Source organism: Candidatus Methylomirabilis limnetica (genome assembly GCF_003044035.1).
GTDB classification, from domain to species: domain Bacteria; phylum Methylomirabilota; class Methylomirabilia; order Methylomirabilales; family Methylomirabilaceae; genus Methylomirabilis; species Methylomirabilis limnetica.
Window position 1 is genome coordinate 26719 of sequence record NZ_NVQC01000024.1, and the last position, 16265, is coordinate 42983.

17 protein-coding genes and 1 riboswitch are annotated in these 16265 nt (G+C 57.8%); all 17 genes read right to left on the reverse strand.

The genetic code is table 11. The features are described from left to right. Positions 1–100 precede the first annotated feature (100 nt). Positions 101–466, reverse strand: coding sequence for an exosortase system-associated protein, TIGR04073 family (locus tag CLG94_RS10000; RefSeq protein WP_107563159.1), 366 nt, complete (start codon positions 464–466; stop codon positions 101–103). Between the two features lie 311 nt (positions 467–777). Beyond that, on the reverse strand, positions 778–1191 hold the full coding sequence (locus tag CLG94_RS10005) for an FHA domain-containing protein (protein WP_161954133.1): 414 nt from the start codon (positions 1189–1191) through the stop codon (positions 778–780). Positions 1192–1353: 162 nt separating this feature from the next. Then, positions 1354–2331 carry an NAD-dependent epimerase/dehydratase family protein gene (locus tag CLG94_RS10010; RefSeq protein WP_107563162.1) on the reverse strand — a complete coding sequence of 326 codons (978 nt, stop codon included), beginning with the start codon at positions 2329–2331 and terminating at the stop codon, positions 1354–1356. A gap of 98 nt (positions 2332–2429) precedes the next feature. Next, entirely contained in the window at positions 2430–2792 is a 363-nt protein-coding gene (locus tag CLG94_RS10015; protein ID WP_107563163.1) for a four helix bundle protein, read from the reverse strand. Between the two features lie 76 nt (positions 2793–2868). After that, on the reverse strand, positions 2869–4398 hold the full coding sequence (locus CLG94_RS10020) for an O-antigen ligase family protein (RefSeq protein ID WP_107563165.1): 1530 nt from the start codon (positions 4396–4398) through the stop codon (positions 2869–2871). A gap of 9 nt (positions 4399–4407) precedes the next feature. Next, positions 4408–4908, reverse strand: a complete 501-nt coding sequence (locus tag CLG94_RS10025) for a UpxY family transcription antiterminator (protein WP_107563167.1) — start codon at positions 4906–4908, stop codon at positions 4408–4410. Between the two features lie 250 nt (positions 4909–5158). Beyond that, a complete protein-coding gene (locus CLG94_RS10030) occupies positions 5159–5809 on the reverse strand; it encodes a metallophosphoesterase family protein (protein WP_107563169.1) in 651 nt (216 codons plus the stop codon). 54 nt (positions 5810–5863) lie between these two features. Next, positions 5864–6109, reverse strand: coding sequence for a hypothetical protein (locus tag CLG94_RS10035; RefSeq protein WP_107563170.1), 246 nt, complete (start codon positions 6107–6109; stop codon positions 5864–5866). Positions 6110–6453: 344 nt separating this feature from the next. Further along, positions 6454–7605, reverse strand: a complete 1152-nt coding sequence (locus CLG94_RS10040) for a M24 family metallopeptidase (protein WP_107563172.1) — start codon at positions 7603–7605, stop codon at positions 6454–6456. 241 nt (positions 7606–7846) lie between these two features. After that, positions 7847–9181, reverse strand: a complete 1335-nt coding sequence (gene thiC / locus CLG94_RS10045; RefSeq protein ID WP_107563174.1) for a phosphomethylpyrimidine synthase ThiC — start codon at positions 9179–9181, stop codon at positions 7847–7849. Between the two features lie 58 nt (positions 9182–9239). Then, a riboswitch (TPP riboswitch) is annotated at positions 9240–9351 on the reverse strand. A 239-nt stretch (positions 9352–9590) separates the two neighbouring features. After that, positions 9591–10979 carry a DNA recombination protein RmuC gene (locus CLG94_RS10050; RefSeq protein WP_107563181.1) on the reverse strand — a complete coding sequence of 463 codons (1389 nt, stop codon included), beginning with the start codon at positions 10977–10979 and terminating at the stop codon, positions 9591–9593. Positions 10980–11175: 196 nt separating this feature from the next. Beyond that, complete coding sequence (locus CLG94_RS10055) at positions 11176–12618, reverse strand: RtcB family protein (protein ID WP_107563183.1); 1443 nt, start codon at positions 12616–12618, stop codon at positions 11176–11178. 150 nt (positions 12619–12768) lie between these two features. Continuing rightward, positions 12769–13842, reverse strand: a complete 1074-nt coding sequence (gene mqnC, locus CLG94_RS10060) for a cyclic dehypoxanthinyl futalosine synthase (RefSeq protein ID WP_107563185.1) — start codon at positions 13840–13842, stop codon at positions 12769–12771. Between the two features lie 111 nt (positions 13843–13953). Continuing rightward, positions 13954–14274, reverse strand: a complete 321-nt coding sequence (locus tag CLG94_RS10065; RefSeq protein ID WP_107563186.1) for a helix-turn-helix domain-containing transcriptional regulator — start codon at positions 14272–14274, stop codon at positions 13954–13956. 16 nt (positions 14275–14290) lie between these two features. Beyond that, positions 14291–14614 carry a type II toxin-antitoxin system RelE/ParE family toxin gene (locus CLG94_RS10070; protein ID WP_107563229.1) on the reverse strand — a complete coding sequence of 108 codons (324 nt, stop codon included), beginning with the start codon at positions 14612–14614 and terminating at the stop codon, positions 14291–14293. A 177-nt stretch (positions 14615–14791) separates the two neighbouring features. Then, positions 14792–15913, reverse strand: a complete 1122-nt coding sequence (locus CLG94_RS10075; RefSeq protein ID WP_239993205.1) for a radical SAM protein — start codon at positions 15911–15913, stop codon at positions 14792–14794. An 8-nt stretch (positions 15914–15921) separates the two neighbouring features. Next, positions 15922–16242: a hypothetical protein gene (locus tag CLG94_RS10080; protein ID WP_107563190.1), complete on the reverse strand. Its 321-nt coding sequence runs from the start codon at positions 16240–16242 to the stop codon at positions 15922–15924. Between the last annotated feature and the right edge of the window lie 23 nt (positions 16243–16265).

Below are 16265 nucleotides of genomic sequence, written 5' to 3' on the forward strand. Positions count from 1 at the left end.
CCTCCGTAGCAACCACCGTCTTCAATGAATGACTAATCTCCTCGGGAAGTATCCCAGCCCTCGATTAGGAGTATCGGGAGCTTTTCGGATGATTCACCAGCTACTCGGCGAGATCCGTCTTCCCGGCTTCGAAAGGAAAATGGGGCTGGTAGATCGGGCGATAACCTTCCGGAACCGGGAACGTGAAGGTTACCACCTCGTAGACCCCGGCCAGAGTTCGCGCAATCCCCCAGCTCAACCCCTCCAAGACCCCAACCGTCAGGCCGTACAGTGGTCCATCCTCAAGGGTATCGTAGTAGATCGTCTTCGGTACCTCAACTACGACGCCAAGCCCAGCATTTGTCAGCCCGCGGACCGCCTTCTGAGCAAATCGTGGCGCACCTGACTCATCCGCGAAGACATCCGTGAATGGTCCGCTCCCCACCACTAGTCCCAAGACCGCCATTCCCAGCAGCTTGATTTTCATCGCTCCTCCATTAGAATCACGCCCTTGTTCTAAAACACTATCTGTAACTACTCGGATGTTTAGGCTGAAGGCTATAAATTATTATCTCGCAAGGCACGAATCAAGCTATCCAAGACCTTCCCGGTTGCTAAGACCTTTGGTTCAAGTAGAGCTTAATCCTCGTTGGGCAAGAAGCCCAAATGCTTTGACAATTTTAGTTGATAGCGCAGTTAGCTCTGATTATCCCTAAAAGCCTTCAGCCTTCAGCCGATACCGACCACGATACGATCATCGCCGATTCGGAATTGGAATTCGTTGTTCGATTGTATTCGCTAAGCAGCATTGAGGAATTTGAACACATACAGCGAGGCGGAAGTCCCGACGATGATAACGTCGCCGTCGTCCAGGCGTTTTTCACCTCCGGTTCTATTCTTACCGATGATCGCGCCTTCGAGAAGGGTGCCACAGGCGCTTCCACGGTCAACCAGAAAATGATCCTCTCCACGCAATTCTATCTGGAAGTGTTCCCGCGATACGTTAAGGAGCGGACCCGGATCTCGCAGATACACGTCGTTATTTGGTTCTGAGTGGGCAGCGCGCCTGCTATCGGCAAATTGCGTCGGTATGCCCCGACGGCTTTCGCCGCCGACACGGAATGGGTAGCGGGGAATCTGGAACATCTGTTTTCCGAGGCAGGCCTTTGCCTCCGGTGTAAGGGCTTTGAGGAATGCAGATTTCTCGCTCATCGACGACTCCTTCGGTTGAATATACGTATCGGCTGCGCGTGGAGTAGGCTGCATCATCTTTTACTCCCCTTCCACCTGTTAATCGCTATTCGCGGTCATTCATCGTTCGTCTTTAGGGGATAAACCATCGATCACCATCATTCGGGGGGGGTTACCTTCGGCTCACGTGCGACTGGCTGAGTCTTGCGCTACCTTTACCTGCGCCTGGATCCACGAATAGGTACGAGCGATCCCTTCCTCAAGCGACACCTTGGGCTTCCATCCGAGCGACGCGATACGCGCCTTGCTGAAATTACGGGCCTGCACTCCCACAGGGCCTGGTACGTACTTGATGGTCATGCGCTTGCCGGATGCCTCGATCACCGTCCGCACAAGATCGGCCACCGTCGCCCGATCCTCTCTTCCCAGGTTTACGGGGTCGCCCAGATCCGAGTGCATCAGCGCGAAGATCCCGTCCACCAGATCGTCGACATAGGTGAATACCCGGATGGCCGTCCCTTCGCCCCAGACCTCGATGGTCCCATGGTCCTCCGCCTCGGCGACCTTGCGACAGAGGGCTGCCGGCGCTTTTTCGCGGCCGCCGGTCCAGGTCCCCTCCGGGCCGTAGCAGTTCTCGAAGCGAGCGATGCGCACGTGCATGGGGTGCCGGCGCCCGTAGGCCATTGCCACCCGCTCGGCGTAGAGCTTCTCCCAGCCGTATTCGTTATCCGGGTTGGCCGGGATGGCGTCGTCCTCGGTCACGGGCGGCTCATCGGGCTGCATGTCCCGGTAGATGCATACTGAGGAAGAGAAGAAGTAGCGGGCCACCCCCGCCTCGGCAGCGGCGTGAGTCATGTGGATGTTGATCAGGGCGTTGTTGTGCAGCACCTCGCACTCCGAGACGGAGATGAAGCCCATGCCACCCATGTCGGCAGCGAGTTGGTAGACCTCATCGAAGCTCCCGCCGTCTGACAGAGTCAGGGCCGTCCGGCAGTTCTGGGGGTCGCGCAAGTCCAGCAGCCGGAACGCATCGGCCTGGGTGGGCGCAAACTCGTGGGGCTTGCTGTCCACGCCGCGCACCCAATAGCCCTCGCGCTTAAGCTTCTTCACCAAGTGCCCACCGATGAACCCACCGGCACCGCAAACTAAGGCTCGCTTCATGCTTTGCATCTCCTTTTCTATCTGGTCTATCTGGTCTGTTTGGTCTATCTGGTCTGTTTGGTCTATCTGGTCTGTTTGGTCTATCTGGTCTGTTTGGTCTATTTGGTGCGGAGGTACTTGAGTAGGCCTGAGATGATCATGGCCGTTTTGTTGGCCTGGGTGTACATGTCATCAAATTGCTTCTGATCGACGTACCCTTGATCGACGGCGATGTAGAGGTGACTCTGCACTTCGGCGGCGGAGGACATGGCGATGAATAAGAACTGGATGAATTCTTTATCTGAACGGCGGATGAACCCTTCTGCAATATTGGCCATCACTGACGCCGCTGCTGCCTGAATCTGTCCTGACAGCCGGAGGTCTTTCTTAAAGGCCCCATCCCGGGTGGCCGCGTAGACCGTCCGGACCAGGCTTCTTGCCTCCTGCCAACACTCCAGGTCTTCGAAGCGGGTGAGTTTCATGGCTCATTTGGTCTGTTTGGTCGGTGACGAGATAGACGGAATAGACGAAATGACCAGATAGACCAGAGAGTAGCGCTCATGGGAAATCCGAGCGCGTCGAGGCGCTAGCCTGCGGACGTCTGAGGAGAAGGAGCCTTGACGCCAGCGCCAACAGGAGGACGAAGAGGATCGCGTTCGCGAGGAGGTGGAGGTTAAAGTCGAAGGCGCTATGGACCAGCATGGCCACAAGCCCGGCCAGCAGACCAAGTCCGATTCCCCGTGTGTGCGTTCCCTCATGCCGGGACCACCCGTTCAGCAACTGTATCCCGCCCCACAGCAATGCCAGCGCAAGGATAGCCATCAAGGGCACCCCCCCTTCGGCGAACGCCTGCAGGTAGTCGTTATGGGCGAAGTCGTACTCGTCCTGATCGACGAGAGGCCCCTTGTAGAGCGGAAAGGCCCAGATGTAGGTATCAAGACCGGTGCCGCTCCAGCGAAAGTCATGGCCCAGACGCAACGTATCCTGCCAGATGAGAACGCGACCGTGGAAGGAGGGATCGTCGGTCCCGAGCTGGATAATCGCGAAAGTCTGCAGGACCCTATCCGGGTTCAGCCAGAAGGCATACGTCAGTCCCAACGCCACAAACGAGACCAGCATTCCCAATAGCTGCTTGCTGCGTAACCGCCGGGACGAGAACAGGACGGCCATGAAGAGGATGGAACAGAAGAAGCTGAACAGTCCTGCCCGTGATCCGGTCAGCAGCAGGGCCACAGACATGATGAGCCCCCCAAAAAAGGCGAGCAGTGATCGGCTCGCCTGGGGGGTGCCCCAATGAAGTAACCGGCTCCGCCAGTCCCATGTACCATCGGATATCGGCCGTCTGTTCGCCACGATATAGCCGATAGTCAGAGGGATCACCATCTCCATGTAGCCGGCAAAGTGATTGCGATTGACGTATGGGCCAAAGAGGCTGCCTCCCTGGGTGAGCTCCCGAACCCAGTACAGCTTCCCGTTCCCGGCGAAATGCTGAATTATTCCGAAGAGGGCCAACCCGAACCCTGTAGTCATCACGACGCGAACAATTCGATCGACCTGGTCACGGGTCTGCAGGTGGCTCACGGCAACCCAGAAGACGAGCGCTAAGGCCAGCATTCGCACAAGCGCCTGTCGGGTTGCGTACGGCACAAGCGAGAGCGTGTGCCATGAGGCTGCGAGATGGCTGTCAAACTCCATTTGCTGATAGATGGCAGCGGCCTTTGGCGAGATGAGGCGGATCACCTGAAGCGGAAGCGGGATCACCTGAAGCAGCCCAAAGATCAGGACCAAGAGCCAACAGAGGTTCATGGCCGTTCGCTCGATTCGGATTCCGCCATCGCTCAGCATGGCGAGTCCCCACACGAGCGCGATCGTGAAGATCATCACCTCTGCAATGGCAATCGACCAGAGCTCGACGGTCCCGAAGGCCAGTGGCGTGAGGACGATCAGACCATACAATCCGACCTCGACGAAGCGGTCGGCCATGAGAGCATATCGGAGCTTGATAAGCTTCCATGGTGAAAGGGCAGGGCTATCGATCGAGGGGGGAGGGGTGGGGAGGGGGTGCAATGTCCGGGCTTTCATGTCCATGGGCACACGTCACACCGCGACCACGTCATCGGCATCGATCTCAACCGATGCGCCTTGGCAAATGAGGCTGATAGCGATGACGAGACGCGCTCTGGTGGCCTTCCTAACCAGGAACCCACGGAGGCCATGGAGGGGGCCGCGTCGTACCTCGACCGGCATCCCAGGCTCAAGGAAAGGGTATGGATCAACGGGGAGGGTGCTGGTGACCAGGCGTCGCACTCCCTCGATCTCGGCCTCGGCGATAGGCACGTCGTGGCCGCCCACTGCCAGCACCTCTACGACACCAGGGGCACTCACTACTCGTACCCGATCCTGCCAGGCGAAGCGTACGAAGCAATAACCGGGGAACAATGGGAATTGGACCTTCACCGTACGGTCTTTCCATCGACTCCGCCGATCGATGAGCGGAAGAAACGCTTCGATGCCTTGGCGATCGACCTGAGCCCACACTCGTTTCTCATGCCGGGAGCGGGTACGGAGCGCGTACCACTGCGGAACCGTCACCATCATACCTCCAGCCACCGCTTCGCCATCTTATTTGCAGGGCACGATCGTTGGGCTAGTCAAAAAATGCTAAATGGCTTCAACGTTACTGAAATCTATCAGGCTGATCCATTATATTGGCTATATATTATAATAGGTTACTATCTAGCGTCAAATATAATGTGGAGAGTCAATACCAGAGATTGACAGCGCAATCCATCAATCCCCCCTACCCTATTATCACAGGATGATGAGGGGAGATTTGGTAAGATATGCTTCAGACGCCGTATGTGATGGGGGTGGTGCGGGAGTGCATATCGAGGGGATTCGAAACCTGGATCACTTCACGTGATGGGAGGATCAGGCAGGTCAGCTTGTTGCCATAGACACAGGCCGTATCGATGCCGATCCGGTCGTCCTCCATCAGGACTTCTCGCATCGGTGTATGGCCGAACACAACCGTCTTGGGGAACCGACCTGGATACGCGTAGAACTCTTCGCGAATCCACAGGAGGTCGCTCTCGCCTTGCTCCTGCAGCGGCATCGCGGGCCTGATCCCGGCGTGGACGAAGAGATAGTCCTGCGTCTCATAGTACGGCCTTTGGCGGTCTAGAAAAGTTAGATGTGTCGCGGGGATCCCGCGGAGCCCACCGTAGCTTTCCAACGTCGCGGTACCGCCGTTATACAGAAATAGGGGCCGCTGTTGTCCCTGAAGAAAATCAAGAAACATGCGCTCATGATTACCCATGAGGAATGTGTACCGACCCTGCAGGGTCAGCAGGTAATCAATGACCCCCTTTGAATCCGGTCCCCGATCAATGTAATCTCCCAGGAAGACCACCTCGTCAGCCTCGGACAGACGAAGTTGCGCCATGAGCCGGCGTAGCGGCTCCAAACAGCCGTGTATATCGCCAATCACGTAGATCATGTGTAGCTGTAGATAGACTGAAGGCTGATCGCTAACCGCTGACGGCCGTGTGTCCTATTTATGGCCGATGGCGTCCAGAACGCGCGCGATCTCTTCCTTGACATGGGTGTTGATCTTGAGCCGTGCGAGAATATCCGGTTGGTGTTCAGCGAGGTATTGAATGACGGCGGTTCCATCGAGCGGAGACCCGTGGGGTTGACTATCGAGGATCCAGTCGCTGAGGGCATCCTTAGACGCCCGGTGGGTGCCCGGATCACGATACAAGATATCTAAGATTTCCTGAGCCAATGACATGCGCATTGCATCACCCTTATGCTGTGTTATTGACTGAGCGTACTACCTCTTCATCCAATCCACAAGCGAAAAATCTCACTGGCGCCACAAGAAAGAATCGTATCGCCTCTACGGCTCACGGGAAGCCTTCCCGCCGTTCAAGAAATTCTCTTGGCCCTTAACCAGTATATCGACACATGCGGTGAACTCGTGATGAGAAAATCCAGTTGAAGAAACTCGTGCCGTACGCCGAAGGGATCTTCTTGCGCGTAGATTGAAAGGTGTCATTGTAAGCGTAGGAACCCAATACCCCATTCGCCCACCTTTATCAAAGGGGGAATTGGGGGGATTTAGGGGAGCGACACGCGTCATCATTCGATCTCAAACTCGCTGATCTCTTTTGGGAAGTTGGTCAGATTTCGGCACCCTGCCGCAGTGACGACCACTAGGTCCTCAATCCGAATGGCCCCTGCATCCAGATAGTAGAGCCCAGGCTCAACTGTCACCACGTAGCCACTTCTCAGAACCCCACCTGTCTTACCGATACGCGGGGGTTCATGGATATCGAGACCAACCCCGTGACCAGTGCCGTGGAAGAACCCTTGCATCCGCCCGCCGAGCATACAGGTGGTAAATCCATCCTTCTCCAACACACCATTCACCTCGGCGTGTATGGCCCTTCCGTCGGCTTCGTCTCTGATTAACTCCATCCCGCGCTCCTGGGCGCTGAGCACCGCTCTGTACATAGCTCGAAGCTTCGGAGATGCCTTCCCCTTCACGACGGTCCGGCTCATGTCGGCATAGTAACGGCTACGTTCCGACCTCGGAAAGACGTCGATCACAATCGACTCGTTTGCCCTGATGGGCCCATTTCCATGATGGTGCGGATCGACCCCCTGCAGGCCGGGCGCCACAATCGTATGTTGGGCCACGCACTCGTGTTCCATCAACTTCATGTGCATGATCTTCTTGAGCGCCTCGGCGGTCAATTGCTCACCGTCGAGGTACAGCAGCCCGTCGCTCTCTATCCTGGCTGCCCGAATTGCCGAGACCGCCGCGCCCATGGCCTCTTCGGTGGCGCGCTGAGTCGCGGCAATCGCCTCAACCTCTGCGTCGCTCTTCACCAGCCGCGCCTCGAAGAACGGCTCACGTTTCACGGAGAGCGTGTAGCCCCTTGCCCGCAGGCCATCGGCGTACTCGACACCGAAGTTGCCAGGGACCAGCAGGTGGCGAGCCCCTCGCTCCTGCAGCACGAGGTCCAGGACATCCAGCAAGGACGGTGCGTCGGCGCCCTTCTGCCTCGCCATGCGCTCATACGCGCCATAGGAGAGAACCGTATCTACGCTCGATTGACTCTTCGCCCGATCCAGCTCCAGGTCGCTCATCACGGCGATCTTCTCTGCGCTAGTCTGGACAAAGATAAAGGGGTCCGGCGCCGCGAACCGGGTCGCATAGTACAGGTTCGCATCGATCTCGCTGGCTGAGATCATGACCGTCGCATCACAGCCGGACAGCTCTTCCATCACCCATGCCCCCAGAAGGCAGGACCCTTTGATCTTGCGGCCGTCATGTGAGCAAATACCCCATGCGCCGAAGGTGCGCCGCAGGTATGAAAGTCGGCACCCCGTTCCCCCTCACCTTCATCCTCTCCCTCCCCGCTGGGGGGAGAGGAGATTTTATTATTATCCCTCGCCTCTGGGTGCGGAGCCGCGTCTTTTTTTACCCCTCGCCCCCCGCTGGGGGAGAGGGTGCGGGTGAGGGGAACTATGGCTTATGGATACCTTGTACCTCGCCAAGATGCGACGAGATCTTCATCGAGCAAAACTTCGGGCCGCACATCGAGCAGAACTCGGCGCTCTTGAACTCCTCGTTGGGCAGGGCCTCATCATGTCTGGCGCGGGCCGTCTCGGGGTCGATCGCCAGCGCGAACTGGCCCTCCCAGTCGAAGTTAACCCTGGCACGAGAGATCGCATCGTCGCGATCGCGCGCGCCTTTCCGGCCTCTGGCAATATCGGCCGCATGGGCGGCGATCTTGTACGCGATGCACCCCTGCTTCACATCTTCCAACGTGGGTAAGCCGAGGTGCTCTTTCGGTGTCACATAACAGAGCAACGAGGCACCGTACCATCCGGCCATCGCGGCGCCGATCGCCGACGTGATGTGATCGTATCCAGGCGCGATGTCGGTCACTAGTGGGCCCAGCGTGTAAAACGGCGCCTCCTGGCAAATCTCCTGCTCCATCCGCACGTTCATTTCGATCTGGTCCATCGGCACGTGCCCAGGTCCTTCGATCATCACCTGGACATCGTGGGCCCATGCCACCTTTGTCAGTTCGCCCAAGGTCCGAAGCTCGGCGAACTGAGCTGCATCGGAGGCATCTGCGGTACAGCCCGGCCTCAGGCCGTCGCCCAGGCTAAAGCTGACGTCGTATTTTCGGAAGATCTGACAGAGCGTCTCGAAATGCGTGTACAGCGGATTCTGCTGCTGGTGGGCGAGCATCCATCGCGCCATGAGGGCGCCGCCTCGACTCACAATCCCGGTGATCCGAGACTGCACGAGCGGCAGGTGCTCACGCAAGACGCCGGCATGAATCGTCATGTAGTCCACGCCTTGCTTGGCCTGGTGCGCAATCATGTCGATCATATCGTCAGCGGTGAGGTCTTCCACCTGTTCCACGCTCGCGACCGCCTGGTAGAGAGGAACGGTGCCGATTGGAACCGGGCTGGCCGCGATCATCGCGAGGCGGATTTCGTCGATGCTGCCGCCTGTGCTCAGGTCCATGACCGTATCGGCCCCGTATCGTATAGCCAGCATCAGTTTGCACAGCTCCTCATCGATGTCGGAGGTCAAGGCAGAGTTGCCGATGTTGGCGTTGATCTTGACAGTGGCCACCGTCCCGATCCCCATCGGCTCGAGGCTTCTGTGATAAATATTACAGGGAATAATGAGTCGGCCACGGGCCACCTCGGCCCGGACAACCTCGGCATCTAGACCTTCCCGCTCGGCAACGTAGGTCATTTCCGGCGTGATGATCCCCTTGCGGGCATAGTGTAACTGCGTCACGCAGTCCCCATTCAGGTGAGTAGTCCGTGCAACCATGTGAGGCTCCTTCTCAGAAATACAAAAACGCCGGCAAGACACTGCCAGCGTGACACTTCAACCTTTTCAGGATGCTCCCTACGCTGGCATGACCCAGATCAGGTCCGACGGTCGACGACGGTTTCTGTCGCCCTCTCAGCCTGCTCCCGCAGACTCCCGTACCCGCTTCCTATTGTTTTCTAATCTACCCCCAATCAACAGGGGTGTCAAGAATCCACCAAAAGATGGTCTATCTGGTCTATTTGGTCTGTCTGGTCTGTCTGGTCTATTTGGTCTGGGACGAGAAAGACGGAATAGACCAGAAGGACGGAATAGACCGAAGATGGTCTATCTGGTCTTTCTGGTCCTTCTGGTCATTTGGTCGGTGACGAGATAGACGAAATAGACGGAACAGACCGAATAGACCAATTTACTCTGCCTCGTCGATATCGAATGCGGTCAGGCGTCGAGGCGCTTGATCGATCGGCTGCAGTTCCTGGATCTCCTTCTTGCCACCGGCTCCGAGCGCCTGAAACTTTCGGGCCGTGGGGAAGACGCGGCTCTCAAACGAGGCAACCGCGGCGTTATATGAATCCACGGCCTTGCCAATGGCCCCACCGACCTTGAGGAGGTGCTCGGCAAGTATCCCCATCCGGTCGGCGAGTTCCTGGCCCAGGGCACAGATGCGCTGGGCGCTCTCCGCGACGAGTTCCTGTCGCCACCCATAGGCGATGGCCCGGAGTAGGGCGATAAAGGTCGAGGGTGTCGCGATGACGACCTTCTTCGAGATTGCCGATTCAACCAGAGCCGGATCCTTCTCGGCGGCTGCGGCGAGAAAGGAGTCGTTCGGGATGAAGAGTACGACGAACTCTGGAGCGGCCGCGAACTGATCCCAGTACTCTTTCGAGGCCAGCTTCGTGACGTGCTGGTTCACCTGTGCCGCATGCTTGAGGAGGGCCACTTCGCGTTCCTCATCCGTTTTGGCTTCCAGCGCCTCGAGGAATCCTCCGAGTGGGACCTTGGAGTCCACCACTACCTCGCGCCCGGCCGGAAGCTTGACGACCATATCGGGGCGGACACGCCCTTCTTCAGTTGTCACGCTCTCCTGTTCCACAAAATCGCAGTGGGGCGACATCCCGGCGAGCTCAGCCGTTTTCCGAAGCGCGATCTCCCCCCACCGGCCGCGAACCTGTGGGGATCTCAGGGCGTTGACCAGCTTGGCGGTCTCACTCTGAAGGGTGGTCTGACTCAGGGCGACTGCACGCAGTTGTTCCCCCACTGTGCTGTACTCTCTGAGCCGTTTCTCTTCGAGCGCTTTTGTCTCTTGCTGATAAATGGAGAGGGTTTCGCTGAGTGGGTTAATAATAGTCTCGATCGCTTTTCTACGAGCGTCCAAATCGACAGTAGCTTCATCCTTCAGCGCCTTGAACTTCTCCTCGGCGAGGATGAGGAACCCTGTGTTGTTACCGGCCAGCGCTTCAGCCGCAAGCGACTTGAATGTATCAGTGAGCCGGGTCTTTGCATCCTCCAGGAGCGCTTTCTGCTCAGTAAGGTTTTTGTCGGTCTCGACGACTCGAGTTTCGGCGGCAGTCCTGGCTGTCTCAGCCTGTCGTAAATCCTCGCGCAAGGTGTCGAAGTCCTCCCTGGCCGAGGCGAGCTGGATGCGAATCTCCTCAACCCGCGCCTCTGCGGCCGCGGTTCGCGTCTCCTGATCTCGCAAGATGGAGCCCGCTGCTGCCTTGGTCCGGGCCGCGCTTATCACCCATCCAAACCCGGCGCCGATCACGAGCCCCAACAGCAGGATCATCCATTCTGTCATATTGAGTTCCCTAGAAAATGTCTAACTGGTCTATCTGGTCATTTGGTCTGTTTGGTCTGTTTGGTCTATTTGGTCTGTTTGGTCGGTGACGGAGTAGACGAAATGATCCGCTGTCGATTTGGTCGGTGACGAGATGGACGAGATAGACCAAATAGACCAGATAGACGAAATAGACCCAAGCCGGCCCATGCGGTCATCACCCTTTGATGACGCCCATGGGGCGGAGGCGGGCGACCATCTTAGAGAGGCCGGCACGGTGAACAACCGTCACCACTTGGGTCACATCCTTATACGCCTCGGGCATTTCTTCAGCCAACGACTCCTGGCCGGACGCCTTGACAATGATCCCTTGATCCTCAAGCTCCCTGTGTATGGCGCGACCTTTGGCGGCCTTGATGGCGGCATGGCGACTCATGACCCTGCCAGCTCCATGGCAGGTACTCCCGAAGGTCTGCTCCATGGCGCCCGTTCCCACCAGCACAAAGGAGGCCCGGCCCATGTCACCAGGGATGAGCACAGGTTGGCCGATGGCCTGGTAGTGAGCCGGCAGCTCCGGGTGCCCAGGCGGGAAGGCTCGCGTTGCGCCCTTCCGATGGACCGCCAGCTTAAGCCGCCTGCCCTCGACCTCGTGCTCCTCTACCTTGACGATGTTGTGGGCTACATCATAGACCGTGGAGAGTCCCAATGTCCTGGGGGAGATGCCAAAGACCTTCAGGAATACCTCCTTCGCCCAGTGGGCCAGACATTGGCGATTGTTCCAGGCAAAGTTGGCGGCGGCCCGCATGGCGCCAAGGTACTGCGTAGCCTCTGGCGACTTCCAAGGCGTACAGGCGAGCTGCCTGTCTGGGAGCTCTATCCCATACTTCCTCACTGCCCGCTCCATTTCGACGAGAGAATCTGTGCAGACTTGGTGCCCCAGGCCTCGAGAACCGGTATGAATCATCACGGTCACTTGGCCCTCGAACAGACCGAGAACCTCGGCGGCATGGGGATCGTAGATCTCGGCGACGGCTTGGACCTCCAGGAAGTGATTGCCGGAGCCTAACGTTCCGAGCTGGCTACTCCCCCGCTCAAGGGCTTTATGGCTTACGGCATCCGGATCAGCGTCCGCAAGGCACCCGCCGGATTCGATGCAGGCAAGGTCTGCCGGCTCTCCGTACCCCTGTTTAACAGCCCATGCTGCGCCTTTGAGCAGCGGCGCCTCCATCTCCTGCCTGCTCAAGCGGATCCGGCCCCGTGAGCCGACGCCGGTTGGGATTTCGCTGAACAGGGCGAGGACCAACTCCTTGAGCTTTGGCCGCACCTCCTCTTTTGTCAGCTCCGTACGAAGCAATCGAACCCCACAGTTGATGTCGTACCCGACCGCGCCGGGAGACACGACACCATCGGTGATGTCCGTGGCAACCACCCCACCGACCGGAAGACCGTACCCCTGATGGATGTCGGGCATGGCAAAGGAGGCCTTGACGATCCCCGGCAGGAAGGCTCCATTAGCCACCTGCTCCAAGGAGAGGTCCTTCATGATCGCTTGCATCAGGATGTCATCGGCATAGATGATCCCCGGAACACGCATCCCAGGTTTGTAATCTTGCGGGAGTAGCCATCGATAGTCATCGAGCTGTTGTACACCCTTGCTCACGTCCAACCTCTTGCGTTCATGGCGTTCATGGCGTGTGGCGTTGATTGCGTCTGTGGCGTGGATTAGTGCTCAGCGCAGAAAATAGCTTACCCCCTTTCCCGAAGCGAGGATTGACCCCTCTTTGGAAAAGAGGGGCGAGGGGAGATTTGCTCATTCTAAGAGCTGATATCGTGAGTTTCGACGTTTTGGGACAAAACCTGCGTCGGCAATGTTTCGTCGGATCTCATCGAGAGGCATAAGCTGCGCCGTGACGGCAGTCCTCACAACATTCTCCTCAAGAACGGTGCTCCCGAAGTCATTGACGCCGTACTGTAGCGAGAGCTGTCCGATCTTTGGGCCCATCGTCAGCCAGGATGCCTGGATATGCTGTACATTGTCCAGCATAATTCTGGACACAGCCACAGTCCGAAGATAGCCGTAGCCACTACCACCGCGCCCTCGGAGCGCGTCGCCATTGGGTTGATAGCTCCAGGGGATGAAGGCCGTGAAACCGCCGGTCCGATCCTGCAGCTCTCGAATCCTGATAAGGTGCTCAATGCGCTGGGCCAGCGTCTCTCCCACCCCGTACATCATCGTGGCCGTGCTGGGTATCCCAAGACCGTGGGCGATCTGCATGAGGTTCAGCCAGTCAGATGCGCTCTCCTTAAGTGGCGAGACCCGCTCTCTCACCTCATCAACTAACAGTTCAGCCCCAGCTCCTGGGATCGAATCGAGGCCAGCCGCTTTAAGCCGCTTCAACGTGTCCTTGAGGGATAGCCTGGAACTATCTGATATATAACTGATTTCTACAGTAGAGAGCGCATGGAGATGGACCGGAAAGCGAGCCTTGATTGAGGTGAGCAGATCCTCATAATAGTCGATCTTCAGGCCGGGGTTAAGCCCCCCTTGCAGCAGGACCTCCGTCCCACCAAGCTCGATCAGCTCCTGGATCTTATGAAAGATATCCTCCTTGGGCAGGAGATACCCTTCGGTAGAGCCCGGGACCCGGTAGAAAGCGCAGAACGAACATTGGACCCAGCAGACGTTGGTATAGTTGATGTTACGGCCAATGACATATGTCACAACCGGCTCGGGATGTAATCGCCAGCGCACGCAGTCAGCCATCGCGGATAGTTCCAGTAGTGTCGCGCGTTCGAAGAGTTCAACCCCATCATCGAAGCAGAGCCGCTCCCCCGCCTCGACCTTCTCTGCTATCGCCTCGATCCTGCCGTTCGACTCAGCCATGCCTTAGATTCCTCGGTTCCATCCGGCACTCGCTATGGGACAGCGATCCTGAAGCAGTTAAACTCATGCACCGTTGTTTTGTCAGTCATCTCAATCGGTCCGCGTCCGGGATCAGCCGGCCTTGGCGGTTACCCGCAGCTTTACGCGGGCCTTCTTCTGGAGGGCGCTCACGATACCGAAGAAGTTCTCTGTACTCGGGTTGCCGCGCGGCGCCAGCATCCGATGCAGGCTCTTGCTCGGCTTGTTCAGCTCAGCGGCCAATTCTTCGAACCCGACGGTGGCGTTGACCAGATCGCGCAGGATGGCCTTACCCGCGGCGGTGTCACCCCCGAGATAGGCGTTGATCGCCTCCGTGAAGAGCATTTCGCGAAAACGCGGGTCGAGCTGCGCGCGCGCCACAACTGTGTCCTTGAAATCCCGTGTGAGTGCCATAGCGCCTCCGGTCTGCTTATCCCTTGGCCTTGCGGCGGCGATAATCGGCCCAGCGCTCCTTCGCCGCCTCGATCGCCTGTTGCTGGCGTTGCTTGGTGCTGCCGCCGAGCAAGATGACCACGCGCTCGCCGTCCCTGCCGAAATAGACTCGGTAGCCAGGGCCAAAGTCGATTTTTCGCTCGAACACACCCGAGCCGACCCCCTTGAGGTTTGAAGAGTTGCCCGCGGCCAGTTGATAGAGCGCAACCGCGACCTTGACTGCGGCGGGCGCGTTGAGCCCCTCAAACCAGGCGGCGTACGGCGAGCGACCCTCGGGATCGAGGTACTCCAGAATTCGAATGGCTGCCATCGTCTAAGGTAACATATAGGTTACCATATAAACTCTGTCACAGCAATCACGAAAAGTTTCACCGTATGGTGAAGGGCAGGGAAATTCAGTTCGATTCCCTTGCCTTACCCGGAGCTCCTTAAACCCCTAGACCCCTGAAACACTGCAGCGCTGGTCAGTATAGCAGCTCTATCCTCTACCAGACGTGGTGAGAGGAATGGGAGTGATGGCGTTGTAGAGCGCGTCGCGCTCTACTGGCTGGCGGCCGGCCTCGTGGATCATGGCGAGAAGTTCGGCGTGAGCGAGCTCCTGATGATGGGAGTTGTCACCCATGGCGTGGGTAATCTCATAATGGCTCACCGTCCCATCGACATCGTCCGCCCCGTACCAGAGCGCCAACTGCGCCACCGCCGGTGTGGTCATGACCCAGAATGCCTTGATGTGAGGGATATTATCGAGGAGCAGACGGGCGATGGCAATCTCACGCAGGTTGGCATACCCGGTAGTGATCGGGAGATGGCTGAGCTCGGTGTTGGTCGGATCGAATGCCAACGGGACGAAACACATGAAGCCGCCCGTTTCGTCCTGCAAATCACGAATATGGAGCAGGTGCGTGACCTTTTCCTCAACCGTCTCGATGTGGCCATAGAGCATCGTAACGTTTGAACGGACACCGGCCCGATGTACGGCCTTGGCCACGTCAAACCATTCGTCGTTGTCCAGCTTGGCCCTGAACAGCTCTTCGTGAACGCGGTCACTAAATACCTCTGCTCCGCCGCCAGGGCAACAATCGAGCCCTGCCGCCTTGAGGTCGGCCAGCACCTCTTCCATCGGCTTGTTGGCCACTCGCTGGATCTGCGCCAGTTCGATCATGGTGAACGCCTTGACCTGGACGCCGGGTCTCGCGTCTTTCACAGCTGTGATGAGGTCGAGGTAGTACTGGTACGGGAGTTTCGGATTGATCCCCGCCACTATGTGGATTTCACGGAGGGGAACCTCATCGTACTTCCGGATCTGATCCTGGATATCATGGATGCTCAGTACATACCCTCGTGGGTCGGTGGGCGGGGCATAAAATGAGCAAAACTTGCATCCCTTGTTGCAGATGTTCGTGTAGTTGATGTGCAGGTTGCGGACAAAATAGGCGAGGTTGCCGTTCAGGCGCTCGCGCACCAGGTTGGCGAGAAACGCCACTGAGGTCAGGTCGCGTGTCTGGTAGAGCGCTAGTCCGTCGCAGAGGTCCATGCGAATGCCATTCAGTATCTTCCGATACAGCGCGTCTAAGCCTGAGGCAGCGAGCCGAGACTCCATGAGGCGGCTCATCGGCGCGGTTTGCCTCTGGACTCAACGTCTCCGCCTGCCTGTTGCGTGCCTATACCGTCGATCTGTTTGAGGAGAGCAATCGCACTCAGTTCGTAGCTATGGCGCGCCTGCTCATAGTCTTCGAGACTGAGCCTCCCAGCCTGGTAATCGAACTCAAGCTCCTTGATTGCGGCATATACCATTTGCTTCTCGGCCAGGAGCTCCTGCAACTCGGTCTGTTCTGACCACAGTGGAACTCCATTAGACGATCTGAAGAACGGCATGATTACCGGCAAGAGGGCGAGAAGAACTAGCAGGATGATAATTAGTATTAACATTATGGTTGGGTTCAACGTTCAAT

What these genes read in the sequence shown, in the direction of transcription:
- CLG94_RS10000 (WP_107563159.1), bottom strand. Translation starts at nt 466, where the DNA reads ATGAAAATCAAGCTGCTGGGAATGGCGGTCTTGGGACTAGTGGTGGGG.
- CLG94_RS10005 (WP_161954133.1), bottom strand. Translation starts at nt 1,191, where the DNA reads ATGAGCGAGAAATCTGCATTCCTCAAAGCCCTTACACCGGAGGCAAAG.
- CLG94_RS10010 (WP_107563162.1), bottom strand. Translation starts at nt 2,331, where the DNA reads ATGAAGCGAGCCTTAGTTTGCGGTGCCGGTGGGTTCATCGGTGGGCAC.
- CLG94_RS10015 (WP_107563163.1), bottom strand. Translation starts at nt 2,792, where the DNA reads ATGAAACTCACCCGCTTCGAAGACCTGGAGTGTTGGCAGGAGGCAAGA.
- CLG94_RS10020 (WP_107563165.1), bottom strand. Translation starts at nt 4,398, where the DNA reads ATGGACATGAAAGCCCGGACATTGCACCCCCTCCCCACCCCTCCCCCC.
- CLG94_RS10025 (WP_107563167.1), bottom strand. Translation starts at nt 4,908, where the DNA reads ATGATGGTGACGGTTCCGCAGTGGTACGCGCTCCGTACCCGCTCCCGG.
- CLG94_RS10030 (WP_107563169.1), bottom strand. Translation starts at nt 5,809, where the DNA reads ATGATCTACGTGATTGGCGATATACACGGCTGTTTGGAGCCGCTACGC.
- CLG94_RS10035 (WP_107563170.1), bottom strand. Translation starts at nt 6,109, where the DNA reads ATGCGCATGTCATTGGCTCAGGAAATCTTAGATATCTTGTATCGTGAT.
- CLG94_RS10040 (WP_107563172.1), bottom strand. Translation starts at nt 7,605, where the DNA reads ATGGAAGAGCTGTCCGGCTGTGATGCGACGGTCATGATCTCAGCCAGC.
- thiC (WP_107563174.1), bottom strand. Translation starts at nt 9,181, where the DNA reads ATGGTTGCACGGACTACTCACCTGAATGGGGACTGCGTGACGCAGTTA.
- CLG94_RS10050 (WP_107563181.1), bottom strand. Translation starts at nt 10,979, where the DNA reads ATGACAGAATGGATGATCCTGCTGTTGGGGCTCGTGATCGGCGCCGGG.
- mqnC (WP_107563185.1), bottom strand. Translation starts at nt 13,842, where the DNA reads ATGGCTGAGTCGAACGGCAGGATCGAGGCGATAGCAGAGAAGGTCGAG.
- CLG94_RS10065 (WP_107563186.1), bottom strand. Translation starts at nt 14,274, where the DNA reads ATGGCACTCACACGGGATTTCAAGGACACAGTTGTGGCGCGCGCGCAG.
- CLG94_RS10075 (WP_239993205.1), bottom strand. Translation starts at nt 15,913, where the DNA reads ATGGAGTCTCGGCTCGCTGCCTCAGGCTTAGACGCGCTGTATCGGAAG.
- CLG94_RS10080 (WP_107563190.1), bottom strand. Translation starts at nt 16,242, where the DNA reads ATGTTAATACTAATTATCATCCTGCTAGTTCTTCTCGCCCTCTTGCCG.